The organism is Lysobacter sp. CCNWLW3 (genome assembly GCF_036697405.1).
Classification (GTDB): domain Bacteria; phylum Pseudomonadota; class Gammaproteobacteria; order Xanthomonadales; family Xanthomonadaceae; genus Lysobacter.
In genome coordinates, this window is sequence record NZ_JBAHWA010000010.1 from 54605 (window position 1) to 68008 (window position 13404).

At 69.7% G+C, this 13404-nt stretch carries 10 protein-coding genes; 8 read left to right on the forward strand and 2 right to left on the reverse strand.

What is annotated here, in order from left to right; genetic code table 11:
• Positions 1–24: 24 nt before the first annotated feature.
• The 3 genes from V1318_RS15460 (at position 25) to V1318_RS15470 (ending at position 3816) form a co-directional block, all read left to right on the forward strand.
• Positions 25–801, forward strand: coding sequence for a DeoR family transcriptional regulator (locus V1318_RS15460; protein ID WP_332940612.1), 777 nt, complete (start codon positions 25–27; stop codon positions 799–801).
• Complete coding sequence (locus V1318_RS15465; protein WP_332940613.1) at positions 798–1910, forward strand: N-acetylglucosamine-6-phosphate deacetylase; 1113 nt, start codon at positions 798–800, stop codon at positions 1908–1910. Before V1318_RS15460 ends, V1318_RS15465 begins: the two co-directional genes overlap by 4 nt.
• Positions 1911–2010: 100 nt before the next feature.
• Positions 2011–3816, forward strand: coding sequence for an MFS transporter (locus tag V1318_RS15470; RefSeq protein WP_332940615.1), 1806 nt, complete (start codon positions 2011–2013; stop codon positions 3814–3816).
• Positions 3817–3859: 43 nt separating this feature from the next.
• On the opposite strand, the gene V1318_RS15475 is transcribed toward V1318_RS15470, so the two are convergent.
• Together V1318_RS15475 and V1318_RS15480 are read right to left on the reverse strand one after the other, a co-directional pair.
• Positions 3860–4390 carry a MarR family transcriptional regulator gene (locus V1318_RS15475; protein WP_332940616.1) on the reverse strand — a complete coding sequence of 177 codons (531 nt, stop codon included), beginning with the start codon at positions 4388–4390 and terminating at the stop codon, positions 3860–3862.
• A gap of 139 nt (positions 4391–4529) precedes the next feature.
• On the reverse strand, positions 4530–5555 hold the full coding sequence (locus V1318_RS15480) for a DUF5694 domain-containing protein (RefSeq protein ID WP_332940682.1): 1026 nt from the start codon (positions 5553–5555) through the stop codon (positions 4530–4532).
• A gap of 307 nt (positions 5556–5862) precedes the next feature.
• On the opposite strand from V1318_RS15480, the gene V1318_RS15485 reads away from it, so the two are divergent.
• The 5 genes from V1318_RS15485 to V1318_RS15505 all read left to right on the forward strand — a co-directional run bounded on the left by V1318_RS15485 (position 5863) and on the right by V1318_RS15505 (position 13231).
• On the forward strand, positions 5863–6294 hold the full coding sequence (locus V1318_RS15485; RefSeq protein ID WP_332940617.1) for a low molecular weight protein-tyrosine-phosphatase: 432 nt from the start codon (positions 5863–5865) through the stop codon (positions 6292–6294).
• A 270-nt stretch (positions 6295–6564) separates the two neighbouring features.
• Positions 6565–8355, forward strand: coding sequence for a UDP-N-acetylglucosamine 2-epimerase (locus V1318_RS15490; RefSeq protein WP_332940618.1), 1791 nt, complete (start codon positions 6565–6567; stop codon positions 8353–8355).
• A gap of 100 nt (positions 8356–8455) precedes the next feature.
• Complete coding sequence (locus V1318_RS15495) at positions 8456–10717, forward strand: polysaccharide biosynthesis tyrosine autokinase (RefSeq protein ID WP_332940619.1); 2262 nt, start codon at positions 8456–8458, stop codon at positions 10715–10717.
• 2 nt (positions 10718–10719) lie between these two features.
• On the forward strand, positions 10720–12153 hold the full coding sequence (locus V1318_RS15500) for an asparagine synthase-related protein (RefSeq protein ID WP_332940620.1): 1434 nt from the start codon (positions 10720–10722) through the stop codon (positions 12151–12153).
• Positions 12134–13231: a right-handed parallel beta-helix repeat-containing protein gene (locus V1318_RS15505; RefSeq protein WP_332940621.1), complete on the forward strand. Its 1098-nt coding sequence runs from the start codon at positions 12134–12136 to the stop codon at positions 13229–13231. The genes V1318_RS15500 and V1318_RS15505 overlap by 20 nt, the downstream gene beginning before the upstream one ends.
• The last annotated feature ends 173 nt before the right edge of the window (positions 13232–13404 follow it).

Here is a 13404-nt window from a genome sequence, read left to right on the forward strand (position 1 = left end):
CCGTTCCGAACCCCAGAGCCCGTCATGCGAAACACCCGCCAACGCCGGCAACAGATCCTGCAGCTGCTGGTCCAGCACGGCAACGTGCAGGTCGCGGACCTGGTCGAACGCTACGGCGTGTCCTCGGTGACGATCCGCGCCGACCTCAGCCACATCGAGTCGCAGGGCCTGGCCACGCGCAACCACGGCGGCGCCACCCTGGTGCGCACGCCGCCGCAGGAACAGGACATCCACGAGAAGGACGCGCTCAACCTGCCGCTGAAGGAATCCATCGGCGCGCACGCCGCGCGCCTGGTCAAGGCCGGCGACAACATCATCATCGATTCCGGCTCGACCACGATGACCCTGGCCCGCCATCTGCGCCAGCACCGCGACGTCACCGTGATGACCAACGGCCTCAACATCGCCTGGGAACTGGCCAACGCGCCCGGCGTGGAGCTGCTGCTCACCGGCGGCCTGCTGCGCAAGCAGTCGCTGTCGCTGCAGGGCAGCCAGGCCGAGGCCAGCCTCAATCCCTACAGCTTCGACGCCGTCTACCTGGGCGTGGACGGCCTGGACCTGCAGTTCGGGCTGACCACCCACCACGAGGCCGAAGCCAGCCTCAACCACCGCATGGTCGAACACGCGCGCCGGGTCGTGGTGCTCACCGACGCCTCCAAGTTCGGACGCGTCAGCCTGCACCGCATCGCCCGCCTCGACCAGATCCACACCGTCATCACCGACGACGGCATCAGCAGCGAGTACCGCGAGGGACTGCAGCGGCTGGGCATCGAGGTGATCATCGCCGAGCCGCCACCTTGACCACGCCACGCGTATTGCACGGCCGCATCCTCACCGCGACGGGGTGGCTGCGGGGGGACATCGAATTCGACCAACGCGTGCGCCGCATCCGCGCCACGCACCCGGACAGCGGCGGCGACGACGGCCCGCTGATCCTGCCCGGCTTCATCGACCTGCACGTCCACGGCGCCGCCGGCGTCGACCTCATGCAAGGCGGCGACGCCATCGCGACCATCGCGCGCACCCACGCGCGCCACGGCACCACCGCCCTGCTGGGCACCACCATGACCGCGCACGAGGACGACATCGTCCAGGCCCTGCGCGGGCTGGCGCCGGCGATCGCCGCGCGCGCGCCGGGCGCGGCGCGGGTGCTGGGCGTGCATCTGGAGGGCCCCTACATCAGCCTCGAACGCCTGGGCGCGCAGCCGCCGCTGGTGGTCGAAGCGACCTTGGCGCAGGTGCGGCGCCTGCACGCGCTGGCGCCGATCCGGGTGCTCACGCTGGCCCCGGAGATCGGCGCGCATCGCCGGTTGATCCCGCAACTGGCGGCGCTGGGCATCCGCGTCCAGCTCGGCCACAGCGCCGGCAGCTACGAAGACGGCGTGGCCGCGCTGGAAGCCGGCGCCGCCGGTTTCACCCACCTGTTCAACGGCATGACCGGGCTGGATCACTATCGGCCGGGCATCGCCGCCGCCGCGCTCGCGCATGCGCAGTACGCCGAGCTGATCCCCGACCTGCAGCACGTGCACCCGGGCGCGATCCGCGCCGCGCTGCGCGCGATCCCGCGCCTGTACTGCGTGACCGATGCGACCGCCGCCACCGGCATGCCCGACGGCGAGTACGCGCTGGGCTCGCAGCGCGTGCACAAATGCCTGGGCTGCGTGCGCCTGTCCAGCGGCTCGCTGGCCGGCAGCGCGCTGACCATGGACCAGGCACTGCGCAACCTGGTCGCGCTGGGTCTGGACCTGGCCGACGCCTCCAACCGCCTGTCGCTGTACCCGGCCGACTACCTCGCATTGCACGACCGCGGCCGCCTGCAGGCCGAGGCCTGGGCCGATCTGGTGGTGCTGGACCCGCAACTGCGGCTGCAGCAGGTCTTCGTCGAGGGAGACGAAATCGCGCTGACCTGATCGCGCTCGAACCCGTTCCTTCGTATCCGCACGCACCGCCCTCGCCCATCCGCCGCGCAAGCGCGGCGCACGGCGCCCACCCGCACCCAGGATCGGCCCGATGAACGACGCTTCCGCCGCCATGCCCATGCCCGCCAACGCCGACACGCCGCGCTGGAGCATCCGCTACCTGTTGTTCATCGCCGGCATGGGCGGCCTGCTCTACGGCATCGACATCGGCATCATCGCCGGCGCCCTGCCTTACCTGGAGGCGACCGCCAGCGCGAGCTGGCACCTGAGCAGCCAGCAGCTCGGCTTCGTGGTCGCCGCCGTGCTGCTGGGCAGCGTGCTGTCCTCGCTGTTCGCCGGCGCCGTCGCCGACCTGATCGGCCGGCGCGGCGCGATGCTGCTCGCCGGCGTGCTGTTCACCCTCAGCATTCCGGTGATGGCGCTGGCCTCGGGCTATCTGCCGCTGCTGCTGGGCCGGCTGCTGCAAGGCATCAGCGGTGGCCTGATCGGCGTGGTGGTGCCGCTGTACCTGGCCGAAGTGCTGAGCCCGGAACGCCGCGGCCGCGGCGCGGCGATGTTCCAGCTGCTGCTCACCGTCGGCCTGGTGCTGGCCGCGGCGATCGGCCTGTACCACGCCCATGCGGTCGACGCCGCGACCGCGTCGGTGCAAGCGCTTTCCTCGGCCGAACAGCAGCGCGTGCTGTTCGCGGTCAAGGACCACGCCTGGCGCACCATCTTCTGGAGCTGCCTGCTGCCCGGCCTGATCTTCAGCGCCGGCGTGCTGCTGCTCAGCGAGTCGCCGCGCTGGCTGGTGCGGCGCGGCCGCATCGAGCGCGCACGCGCCGCCCTCCAGCGCACCGTGCCCGCGGCCCAGGTCGAGAGCACTTTGCAGCAGATGCAGACGCCGGCCACCTCCCCGAGCGGCGGCGCGCAACCGCGCGATCGCCTGCTCAGCCGCCGCTACGTGTGGCCGTTCCTGCTCGCCTGCGCGATCCTCGCCTTCACCCAGGCCACCGGCATCAACTCGGTCCTGGCCTACGCGGTCAACATCCTCAACCAGGCCGGCCTGCCCGGCGCGGCGGCCAACTGGGCCGACGTTTCGATCAAGCTGCTCAACGCGGTGATGACCGTGGTGGCGCTGGTGCTGGTCGACCGCAAGGGCCGCAAGTTCCTGCTCATGCTCGGCAGCGGCGGCATCGCGCTGTCCCTGCTGGCGGCGGCGCTGCTGTTCGTGCAGGCCGAGCGCGGCCTGCAGGACGTGCGCCAGCCCTTGCAGCAGCAGATCGCCGGCGATGCCTTGTCGCTGCGCTTGGACGCCGCCCAATGGCGGCGCCTGGGCGTGGACCCGGACCTCGAGCCGCAACAGCTGACCGTGGCCTATGCCTACGGCGGTTTCAGCAACGTGCGCTCGCTGCGCAGCGACGCGCTGGGCGACAGCGAGCTGTCGATCCGGCGCCAGGACAGCGTGCAGGCCGACAGCGTCATCGGCGCCTTCTTCCGCCGCATCCACCTCAACCCCTTCCCCGACCCGGCCGCGGCCGCGCAGGCGCCGCTGCGGATCGAACGCGCGAGCATCGGCGCGGTACCGCCGTCCGCGCACGGCTGGGCGGTCGCCGCCTGCATCCTGGTGTTCGTCGCCTTCTTCTCGGTCGGCCCCGGCGTGTGCGTATGGCTGGCACTGTCGGAGCTGATGCCCACGCGCATCCGCTCCAACGGCATGAGCATCGCCCTGCTGATCAACCAGTTCGTGTCCACCGTGATCGCGGCGATCTTCCTGCCCACGGTGGGCCACTACGGCTACGCCAGCATGTTCTTCTTCTGGGCCGGCTGCACCGTGGTCTATTTCCTGGTCGCCGCGTTCTTCCTGCCCGAAACCAAGGGCAAGTCGCTGGAGCAGATCGAAGCGCATTTCCGCTGAGGCGCGGCGCCTCCGGCTCGGGCGGGACGAATCGCCGGTCGCTTCAGCGGTCGTCGGGCATGCGCAGACGCAGCTTGCGCAGCAGCCGCGCGAGCTCGGCGCATTCGCTCTTGCTCAGGCCGGCGACGGCCTGGCTGGCCTGGGCGAAACGGGCCTCGATGGCCCGGTCGATCAGCTTGCGGCCCTTGGCGGTCAGCGCCGCCGCCAATGCGCGGCGGTCGTGCTCCTCCGGGCTGCGCACGATCAGCTCGCGCGCCTCCAGGCGGTTCAGGCAGGCGGTCATGGCGCCGGAGGTCAGCAACACCGAACGCCGCAGCAGGGTCGGGGTGAGCCGGTACGGCGCGCCCGAACGCCGGAGCGTGGCCAACACGTCCAGCTCGGTGTAGCTGAGCTCGGCCTCGCGCAGGCATTCGCCGGCGCCGGCTTCCAGCAAGCGTCCCAGGTGCAGGACACGGCCGACCACCGCCATCGCCGAGGCATCCAGGTCGGGCCGTTCGCGCCGCCAGTCGCGCAGCAACTGATCGACCACGTCTTCGTCGGGCTTGGCTTGCGGGTGCTGGGCGGGTCGCGGCATGCGCCGATTATATCCAGGCGAAGTATCTTTACCTGAAGCTATCAGGACGAAGCCGCCCGATGCGCGTCCGCGACGCTCCCGACGCGGGCGCGACCGGTTTCGGCCTGCGCCCGCGCTCGCGACCCGGGCCGCTGCCGCATCATTTCAGGATCTGCTCCGCGTCGACGATATCCACGCCTTGCATCTGCCCGAGCAGATCGTCGAACCAGGGCTTGTGCGAGCTGCCGACGACGGACAGCACGCGCGCGCCCGGACGTTCGCGGAAGGTCTCGCGGATGTTGGCCACCATGCGCAGGTTGCGGGCTTCCCAGCCGGCGACGTAGAGCCGGCCGTAGCGCTGCGGCGAAGGGTCCTTGAGCGCCGCGCCGAAATCGGCGGCTATCGCCACGCGCATCACATCGGGACGGTTGATGTAGCGATACAGTTCCAGCATGTCGCCGGACTTGCCGATCGCCTCTTCGCGATCGCGCATGGCCTGCGCCGCCGGCGCGCCGGCGCTCCAGGCCTGCTGGACCGCCTTGCCGTAGGCCTCGACGTCGCTCACGTCGACGTTGTCGCCGGTATGGTCGTCGACCGCGTGCACGCGCTGCAGGCCCAGTCGCGCCGCCAGCCGCGCCGCGATCGAGGCGTTCTCGTTGCTGCTTAGCGCCGCCTTCTCCAGCAGCGCCACCAGCGCCTCGTTCAAACCGTCGCCGGCGCGGCGCTCGGACGCGGGCAGCTGCCACCATTGCACCAGCGCCGAGTTACCGTCGCCGGCGGCCATGAACAAGGAGGCCAGGCGGCGCCGTTGCGCGGGCGCGGGCGCCGCGGGCCATTGTTTCAGGGTCTTGTGGACCTCGCCGATCGCCGTGGGCACGTCCAGCCCGGTCGCCGCCCTAACCGCATCCAGCTTGCGGCAGTACGAGCCCGGACCGTCCGGCCCGCCGTAGATCGCCGGGTGCCGCGCCACCAGATCGCATTGCTCGCCGGACAAGGCTTCGATGGTGATGATGTCCGGTTTGAACGCGGCCAGGCGCTCCAGCACCGGCGCCAACGACTCGCGGTCGAAGTTTTCCCGCCCCTGGTTCAGATGCACCGAGCCCAGCACCAGCACCTGCGTGCGCGGTCCCTGCATGCCCCGGTCGAGCGTGGACAGGTCCACCTGCGCCGCCGCCGGCCCCGCCATGCCCAGGCACAATCCCCATACCGCCAATGTTTTACGCACAGTCTTGCTCCTTGTGGCGCCGGCCCGGGAGCGGGCGCGGTGTTGTAGTGTCGTGACTGGCGGCGAGCTCGCCATTCCGGACCGTACGGCCGGTATCGCGCGCAAGCCCCATCGCTCGGATGCGCCGGGATCGCGAATGGATTAAAGCGTGTTCATGAAGATCAAGGCCGTTCGCATGTTCGCGACCGGTCTTTGTTCTCTAATTGGGAATGCGGCCGCCGAACGACCCTAGACCCGAAGCCGGGCGACGCCCGATGGGCCCTGCACCATGTCGCAACGCATCCTGATCGTATGCCGCGGAAATCTCTGCCGCAGCCCCATGGCCGAGGCGTTGATGCGCCACCGCGCATCGGCGCTGGCGGTGACGTCGGCGGGATTGGCCGCGATCGAGGGCAGCGACATGGACCCCGCCGCACGGCGCGCGCTGGCGGCGCATGGACTGGACGCGCAAGCGCACGTCGCGCGCCAGGTCACGCTGGCGGCCATCGAACGCGCCGACCTGGTGCTGGCGATGGAACAACGCCACATCGCCGCCCTGATCGCGCTGTCGCCGGCCGCGCGCGGCAAGGCCTGCCTGCTCTCGCGCTGGAGCGACAAGCTCGACATCGACGACCCCTACGGCCGCTCGCAGGATGCATTCGATCGTTGCTGCGCGATCATCGCATCGTCCGTGGATGCTTGGCTCGCGAAACTGATTTGATGTGATCGCGCTTGCAATTTCCGTTCCCGCAAATTCGACCGCGATCTCGTTCATTGAACTGAACTCAAGCCAAGCGAGCACGCAGATTCACGACGATGAATCTGCGGTCTTCATGAAATCATCAACTTTCGCCGAATAGATTTCGATGCGAATCGATATCGCTCGCGCGCTCTCGCGCTGAATGCGAAGTCGATCCGATGCGGTGGTTGTTGTAGGTGCGCATGCACACGGAACGCAACATCCCGGGACATTCCCATCCGAGGTGCGTGCATGAACGACCACAAGTTGGTAGCCGCCAGCGCCATCGCTTTGGCTGTCACTTTGTTCGCCATCTTCTCCATCCGCCCTTGGGCACGCAGGTTCGGCCTGGTCGACAAGCCCGACGAGCGCAAGCGCCATCGCGGGCATATTCCGTTGATAGGCGGGCTGTGCTTTTTCCTGGGCACGCTGATCGGCCTGGGCTATCTGGGCTATCTCGACCGCTTCGTCACCAGCCTGGTGATCGGCTCGGCGGCGATCGTGATCGCCGGCGCCCTGGACGACGCGCACGACCTCAGCGTGCGCTCGCGCCTGCTGATCGAGGCCGGAGCGACCTTGCTGGTGATCGGCCTGTCCGGCTTCTACGTGCGCGACCTGGGCGACTTCGCGGTGATGGGCGACACTTTCGGCCTCGGCCCCTTCGGCATCCCGTTCACGATCGTCGCCGTGATCGGGCTGATCAACGCCTTCAACATGCTCGACGGCATCGACGGCCTGGCCGCGACCATGGCCATGGCCTGCATCGCCGCGATCCTGCTGTTCAACGGCGCGCACTGGACGGTGCCGGGCGTGCTGGTCCTGCTGCAGGTGATGTTCGCCGCGCTCATTCCCTACCTGTTGGTCAACCTCGGCTGGCCGGACGGGCGCAAGGTGTTCATGGGCGACGCGGGCAGCACCCTGATCGGCTTCGTGCTGGCCTGGAGCCTGATCTACGTGAGCCATCCGCGCATCGCGCGACTGTCGCCGGTGGACGTGATGTGGTGCGCGTCCCTGCCGGTGATGGACACGCTCTCGGTCATGTTCCACCGCATGCGCGCCGGCCGATCGCCGTTCCGTCCCGACCGCCGCCACCTGCATCATCTGCTGATCGGCGCCGGTCTGCGGCCGCGCGCGGTGCTGGTCGCGATCCTGAGCCTGTACGGCGTGCTGGTGCTGCTGGGCTACAGCCTGCGCAAGGCGCCCGAGCCGATCAGCGGCGCGGTCTTCATCGTCTGCCTGATCGCCTACGTGCTCGGTCTGACCACGATCCTGAACCGGCTGCCGCAACGTTCGCCGGCGACCGCCGACACCGGCGCGATGGGCGCGACGGCGACAGCCGCGCCGGCCTCGCTGGCCGCGCCCAACGAGCTGCCCCAGGACCACGCGCCGCCGCTCAAGGCCTTGTGCGTGTTCGCCGATCCGCCCGAATCGGCGCAGATCGGCCCGATCGCGCAGCAACTCGCGCGCGACGAACGCTTCGAACCGACCGTCTGCGTGACCACGCCCGATCCGGCCGATGCGACCGCCCAGGTACTGGACGAGTTCGGCCTGATCGCCGACCTCGCGATCGATCTGCCCACGCCGGCGCGCGACGGTGCGGAGATCGCCGTGTCCGCGCTGGACGGTCTGCAGCGGGTCATGGACGAGGTACAGCCCGACATGGTCCTGGTACCGGGCGATACCTCGGCCTCGCTGTTCGCGACCCTGGCCGCGCATTACCACCACGTGCCCGTGGTGTGCGTGGATTCGGGCCAGTCGGCGCCGGAACTCGCCGCCGCCGACGATTCCGCCCGCGCCATCGCGCTGGCGCTGGCCACCCTGCATCTGGCCAGCGACGACGATGCCGGGCAACTGCTGGTCGAACGCGGCGTTCCTGCCGAACGCGTGCTGGTGACCGGCGATCCGGCCAACGATTTCGACGCGTGCGCGCGCGTCGTCGACGCATTGGCGGGCCTGCGCTCCGCAGCCCACACCGCACCGACCCCGACGTGGGGCGCGGGTTCGCCAATCCCGCCTGAGGCCGACACGGTACGGGCCTCATGAATCGCAATACCGCCACCGCGACCGGACGTGCACGCAGGCGGCGCTTGCCGCCTGCGTCTCCGGGCCGATGCCGGCGCGTCACTTTCAAGGGTGAACAGACATGGCAACGCAACTGATACCCCGAACCGAGCCCATCCAGGCGATTCCCACCATCGCGGCACGCGAGGACGACATCGACCTGCCCAACCTGGTCTCGACCTTGGCCGACCACAAATGGACGATCGCGTTCGGCACCCTGCTGTTCTTCCTGCTCAGCGCGGCCTACGCCATGCTGGCGACGCCCAAGTACGAGGCCAACGCCGTCGTGCAGGTCGAAAGCCGGCCGCCCACCGTGCCCGGCCTGAGCACCAGCAGCGCCTCGCCGATGCCGCCGGTGGTGGACGCGCCGGCCGCGACCGAATCGCAGCTGCTGACCTCGCGCCGCGTGCTGGGCGAGGCCATGACCGAACTGGATCTGGACGTGAGCGCCAAGCCGGTGCGCCTGCCGGTGATCGGCGATCTGATCGCGCGCGCGCAGCAGCGCTTGAATCCCGGCGTGCTGGCCACGCCCTGGCTGGACCTGAAGCAGTACGGCTGGGGCGGCGAGCGCATCGACGTCGCCCACCTGAAACTGCCCGACGAACTGATGGACGTGCCCTTGCAATTGCAGGCCGGCGAGCACGGCCGCTATGCCCTGTTCGGGCCTGACGGCCGCCAGCTGCTGGAAGGCACGGTCGGCAGAACCGCCAGCAACGGCCAGGGCGTGAGCGTAGATCTCAAGACCCTGGTCGCCCAGCCCGGCACCCGTTTCGAGTTGCGCAAGTTCAATCCGATGGCGGTGATCAGCGCGCTCAAGAACGACATCACCGTCGCCGAGCAGGGCCGCAGTTCCGGCGTGATCGCGCTGACCTACGCCCACGAAGACCCGATCCGCGCGCGCGAAGTGCTGGACAAGATCACCCAGGCCTACGTGCGCCAGAACGTCGCGCGCAATTCCGCCGAGGCCGCCAAGCGCCTGCAGTTCGTCAGCAAGCAGTTGCCCAACGTGCGCCGCGAACTGGCCAACGCGCAGGCGGCGTTGAACGCGTTCCAGACCCGTACCCGCACCCTCGATGTCGGCATGCAGAACCAGGCCCTGCTCAACCAGACCGTGGCCCTGGACACCAACATCCGCCAGCTGCAGGTGCAGCTGGCCGACGCCGGCAGCCGCTACACCCCGTCGCACCCCGTGTACGCGGCGCTGGCGCAGCAGATCGCCCGCTTCGAGGGCGAGAAAGGGCGCCTGCAGGGCCAGATCAGCCAGCTGCCGGACACCCAGCAGGGCCTGTTCCGTCTGAACCGCGATGTCGAGGTCATCAACCAGACCTATGCCAACCTGCTCGACCAGGAGCAACAGCTCAACATCGCGCGCGCCAGCGCGGTCGGCAACGCCCGCATCATCGACCCGGCCGACGTCAATCTGGACAGTCCGGCCTGGCCCAAGCCGATGCTGATCCTGGCCGCCGGCACCGCCCTGGGCGGCGTGCTGATGGTCGCGCTGGTGCTGCTGCGCCAGACCTTCCGGCGCGGCGTGGAGGACCCCATCGACATCGAGCTGCTGGGCCTGCCGGTGTACGCCTCGATTCCGTTCAGCGCGCGCGGCCGCCAGATCGCGACCCAGCCCGGCCGCAGCCGCCGCGACGGCCGCCAGCGCTTGCTCGCGCTGCGATCGCCGTCCGACCTGGCAATGGAGGCGCTGCGCACCCTGCGCACCAGCCTGCATTTCGCCCGCATGGAGATGAAGAACAACGTGCTGATGATCGCCGCGCCCAGTCCCGGCGTCGGCAAGACCTTCGTCTGCGCCAACCTCGCCGTCACCATGGCCCAGGCCGGCCAGAGCGTATTGCTGATCGACGCCGACATGCGCCGCGGCACCCTGCACCAGGCGGTGGGCGTGCGCTCCGAGGGCGGCCTGTCGGAGCTGATCTCCGGACAGATCACGCCCGAAGACGCGGTGCGCAAGGTGCCGGGCACCGAGCGCATGTCGTTCATTTCGCGCGGCGCGGTGCCGCCCAACCCTTCCGAACTGCTGATGCGGCCGCGTTTCGCCGAGTTGCTGAAGCAGATGGCGCGCGACTACGACGTGGTGGTGATCGATACCCCGCCGGTGCTGGCCGTGACCGACGCCGCGGTCATCGGCCACCACGTCGGCACCTGCCTGATGGTGGTGCGCTGGGGCCTCAACCAGCAGCGCGAGATCGCGCTGGCCAAGCAGCGCCTGGAGCAGAACGGCGTCGACGTGCGCGGCGCGATCTTCAACGCGGTCGAGAAGCGCGGTTCCGGGCAGTACGCCTACAGCTACTACGACTACCGCGCGGTGCACGAAGCGGCGGCGAGGCGCTGAGCATGCGTCTGCAGATCACCATGTCGCCCTACTACGGCACGCCCGATTTCTCGGCCCTGGCCGGCGCGGAGCCGGCGAGGCTGGACCCGGTGTCGGTGGCGGACCTGTTGCGCAACGCCTTCGTGTATCCGCCCTACTCGATCTACGAGGGCGTGCGCCTGGTCACCTTCGGCTTCTGTCCGCACGAGGACATGCATGCCGAACCGAACTTCCGCTTCAAGTTCCGCAATGCCGGCGAGGTGCCGGAGCGGGCGGGCGTCGAACAGGACTGGGTGGGCGTGTACCACCGCCTGCTGTGCCAGGCCGTAAGCCGGCGCTGCGCCGACATGCGCGCGCCCTGGCTGCTGCAAAGCGGCGGCAAGGACTCGACCACCCTGGCCATCGCGATCGCGCAGGCGCGTCCGGATACCGTATGCATCACCTATCTCGGCGGCCGCGAGGAGGACGAAGTCGCTTCGGCCGCGCAGGTGGCGCGTGCGCTGGGCCTGCGCCACCACGCCCTGGTCTGCGACCCCGGCCGCGCCTACGACCGCTATCTGGATCTGGTTCCGCGCATGCCGCTGCTGACGGCCGACTTCGCCCTGCTGTCTTATGCCGACCTGGGCACCGAGATCGCCGGCCTGGGCGGCGACGGCGTCATAGACGGCCTCGGCGCCGACAGCTATTTCGGCACCCCGATGAGTACGCGCCAACATCTGCTGTCCGGCCTGGCGCGGGAGTTGCGGCTGCCACCCGTACTGTCCGAACTGCCCCTGGTGTCCCGCAGTTTCCGCCTGTGCTATCTGCTCAGCACTCTGCAGATGAATCCGGTGGAACGGGTGTTTCCCGGCTCGCGCTTCAGCGACGAGGAGGTCGACGCCCTGTTCGGGCGCGAGGTCTCGCGGCAGTCGCGCGAACGCCTGCAGTTGTTCGCGCGCGAGATCGGCTCGGCCACCAGCGCCTGGGAGTGGCGCGACATGTCGACTTCGATCGCGGGCTCCGCCGGCGCCTTCGCCAAGGGCCTGTACGTGGCCGAGGCGCTGGGCCTGGGGGCCGCCTATCCGCTGTGCGATCGCGATCTGCGCGAATGGATCCACCATGAAGTGCCGCGCTATCAGAAGGTCGATCCGGCCACCCAGCTCAACAAGCTGCTGATCCGGCGCCATATCGCGACCCGCTTCCCGCAGCTGCCCTATGTCGAGCGCAAGGGCTCGTTCCGCTTCGACCTGCGCGGCCTGGCGCGCCAGCGCTACGACCGGGTGCGCGACTACGCCGAACGCGCGCGCGATTTTCTGCCCGGCGCGACGGCCTGGCTGGACCGCAACCGCGGCCGCCTCGGCAACAAGTACTACGCGTCCAAGTTCTATCTGCTGGCCGTGGTCCTGCCCTGGCTGGACCGGCACGCCGCCAGCGCCGCCGGCCAGCCGCGAGCGCGTCATGCGCCGGCGTGGAACTGAGCACGACGGCCGGCGCCGGGCGCTGCTGCGCGCCGGCCTGACCGCGCTGGTGGGCGCGATCGCGCCGCACGCGGGCGCGGTTGCGGCCCGCGGCGGCACGCGCATCGACGTGCGCGCGCACGGCGCGCGCGGCGACGGCCGCCACGACGACACCGCCGCCTTCCAGTCGGCGATCGACGCCCTGCCCGCAAGCGGCGGAACGGTGGTGGTGCCGGCCGGCGACTACCGCATCGATCCGCAACGCAGCGTCCGCCTGCGCAGCCGCATGCATCTGGCCATGGAAGCCGGAACGCGCCTGCTGGCGATCCCGAATGCCGCCGCGCGCGCCTACGTGCTCAGCCTGATCGGCATCGACGGGGTCGAGGTCTCCGGCGGCCGCATCGTCGGCGATCGCGACACCCATCTGGGCACTACCGGCGAATGGGGACATGGCGTGATGGTGCGCGGCTCGTCCTCGGTGACCCTGCGCGAACTGCACATCTCGCGCTGCTGGGGCGACGGCATCTCCATCGGCGGCGACAAGGCCGCCGGCGGGCGCATCACGCCCAGCAGCGACGTCCTGATCGCCAACGTGCGTTGCGTCGGCAACCGCCGCCAGGGCCTGACCATCGGCCGTTCGCGCCGGGTGCGGGTGCGCGACAGCGAGTTCGCCGACACCGGCGGCACCCTGCCCGGCTGCGGCATCGACATCGAACCCGACGCCGGCGACAGCGCCCGCGACGCGGTGATCAGCGGTTGTCTCATCCACGGCAACCAAGGGGCCGGCGTCCAGATCTACAAGCGCAGCGCCGGCATCGTCCTGCGCGGCTGCACCATCGAGGCCAATCGCGGCCACGGAGTGTTGGTCATAGGCGCCAGCGATTGCAGCGTCGTCGACAACCGCATCCGCCGCAACGCGCTGGGCGGGCTCAGCCTGCGCCCGGGCAGCAACGGCGTGGTGGTTAGCCTGAACGAGTTCGTCGCCAACGGGCCGGCGCGCGCGCACGCCGGCAAGGACGGCCCGCGCGCGCGCCAGCTGTCGGTGGCACCGGAAGCACGTGCGATCCGCATCGACGACGACAACCGCTATGCGGAATGAGCGCGATTCCGCGCAAACGCCCGTATGCACCGGCGCGGCGATCCACAGTCATAAACTTGAATGCGCGGCAGCCTGAACGATTCATCGCTCAATGTTTGCGCGCGCGCACAGATAGCGAAATTCACGATTCCGGTTCAGACGCGCTGCGCTAGATTTGCGCCAGTCACGAACAT

What these genes read in the sequence shown, in the direction of transcription:
- V1318_RS15460 (WP_332940612.1), top strand. Translation starts at nt 25, where the DNA reads ATGCGAAACACCCGCCAACGCCGGCAACAGATCCTGCAGCTGCTGGTC.
- V1318_RS15490 (WP_332940618.1), top strand. Translation starts at nt 6,565, where the DNA reads ATGAACGACCACAAGTTGGTAGCCGCCAGCGCCATCGCTTTGGCTGTC.
- V1318_RS15480 (WP_332940682.1), bottom strand. Translation starts at nt 5,555, where the DNA reads ATGGCGGGGCCGGCGGCGGCGCAGGTGGACCTGTCCACGCTCGACCGG.
- V1318_RS15470 (WP_332940615.1), top strand. Translation starts at nt 2,011, where the DNA reads ATGAACGACGCTTCCGCCGCCATGCCCATGCCCGCCAACGCCGACACG.
- V1318_RS15505 (WP_332940621.1), top strand. Translation starts at nt 12,134, where the DNA reads ATGCGCCGGCGTGGAACTGAGCACGACGGCCGGCGCCGGGCGCTGCTG.
- V1318_RS15485 (WP_332940617.1), top strand. Translation starts at nt 5,863, where the DNA reads ATGTCGCAACGCATCCTGATCGTATGCCGCGGAAATCTCTGCCGCAGC.
- V1318_RS15495 (WP_332940619.1), top strand. Translation starts at nt 8,456, where the DNA reads ATGGCAACGCAACTGATACCCCGAACCGAGCCCATCCAGGCGATTCCC.
- V1318_RS15475 (WP_332940616.1), bottom strand. Translation starts at nt 4,390, where the DNA reads ATGCCGCGACCCGCCCAGCACCCGCAAGCCAAGCCCGACGAAGACGTG.
- V1318_RS15500 (WP_332940620.1), top strand. Translation starts at nt 10,720, where the DNA reads ATGCGTCTGCAGATCACCATGTCGCCCTACTACGGCACGCCCGATTTC.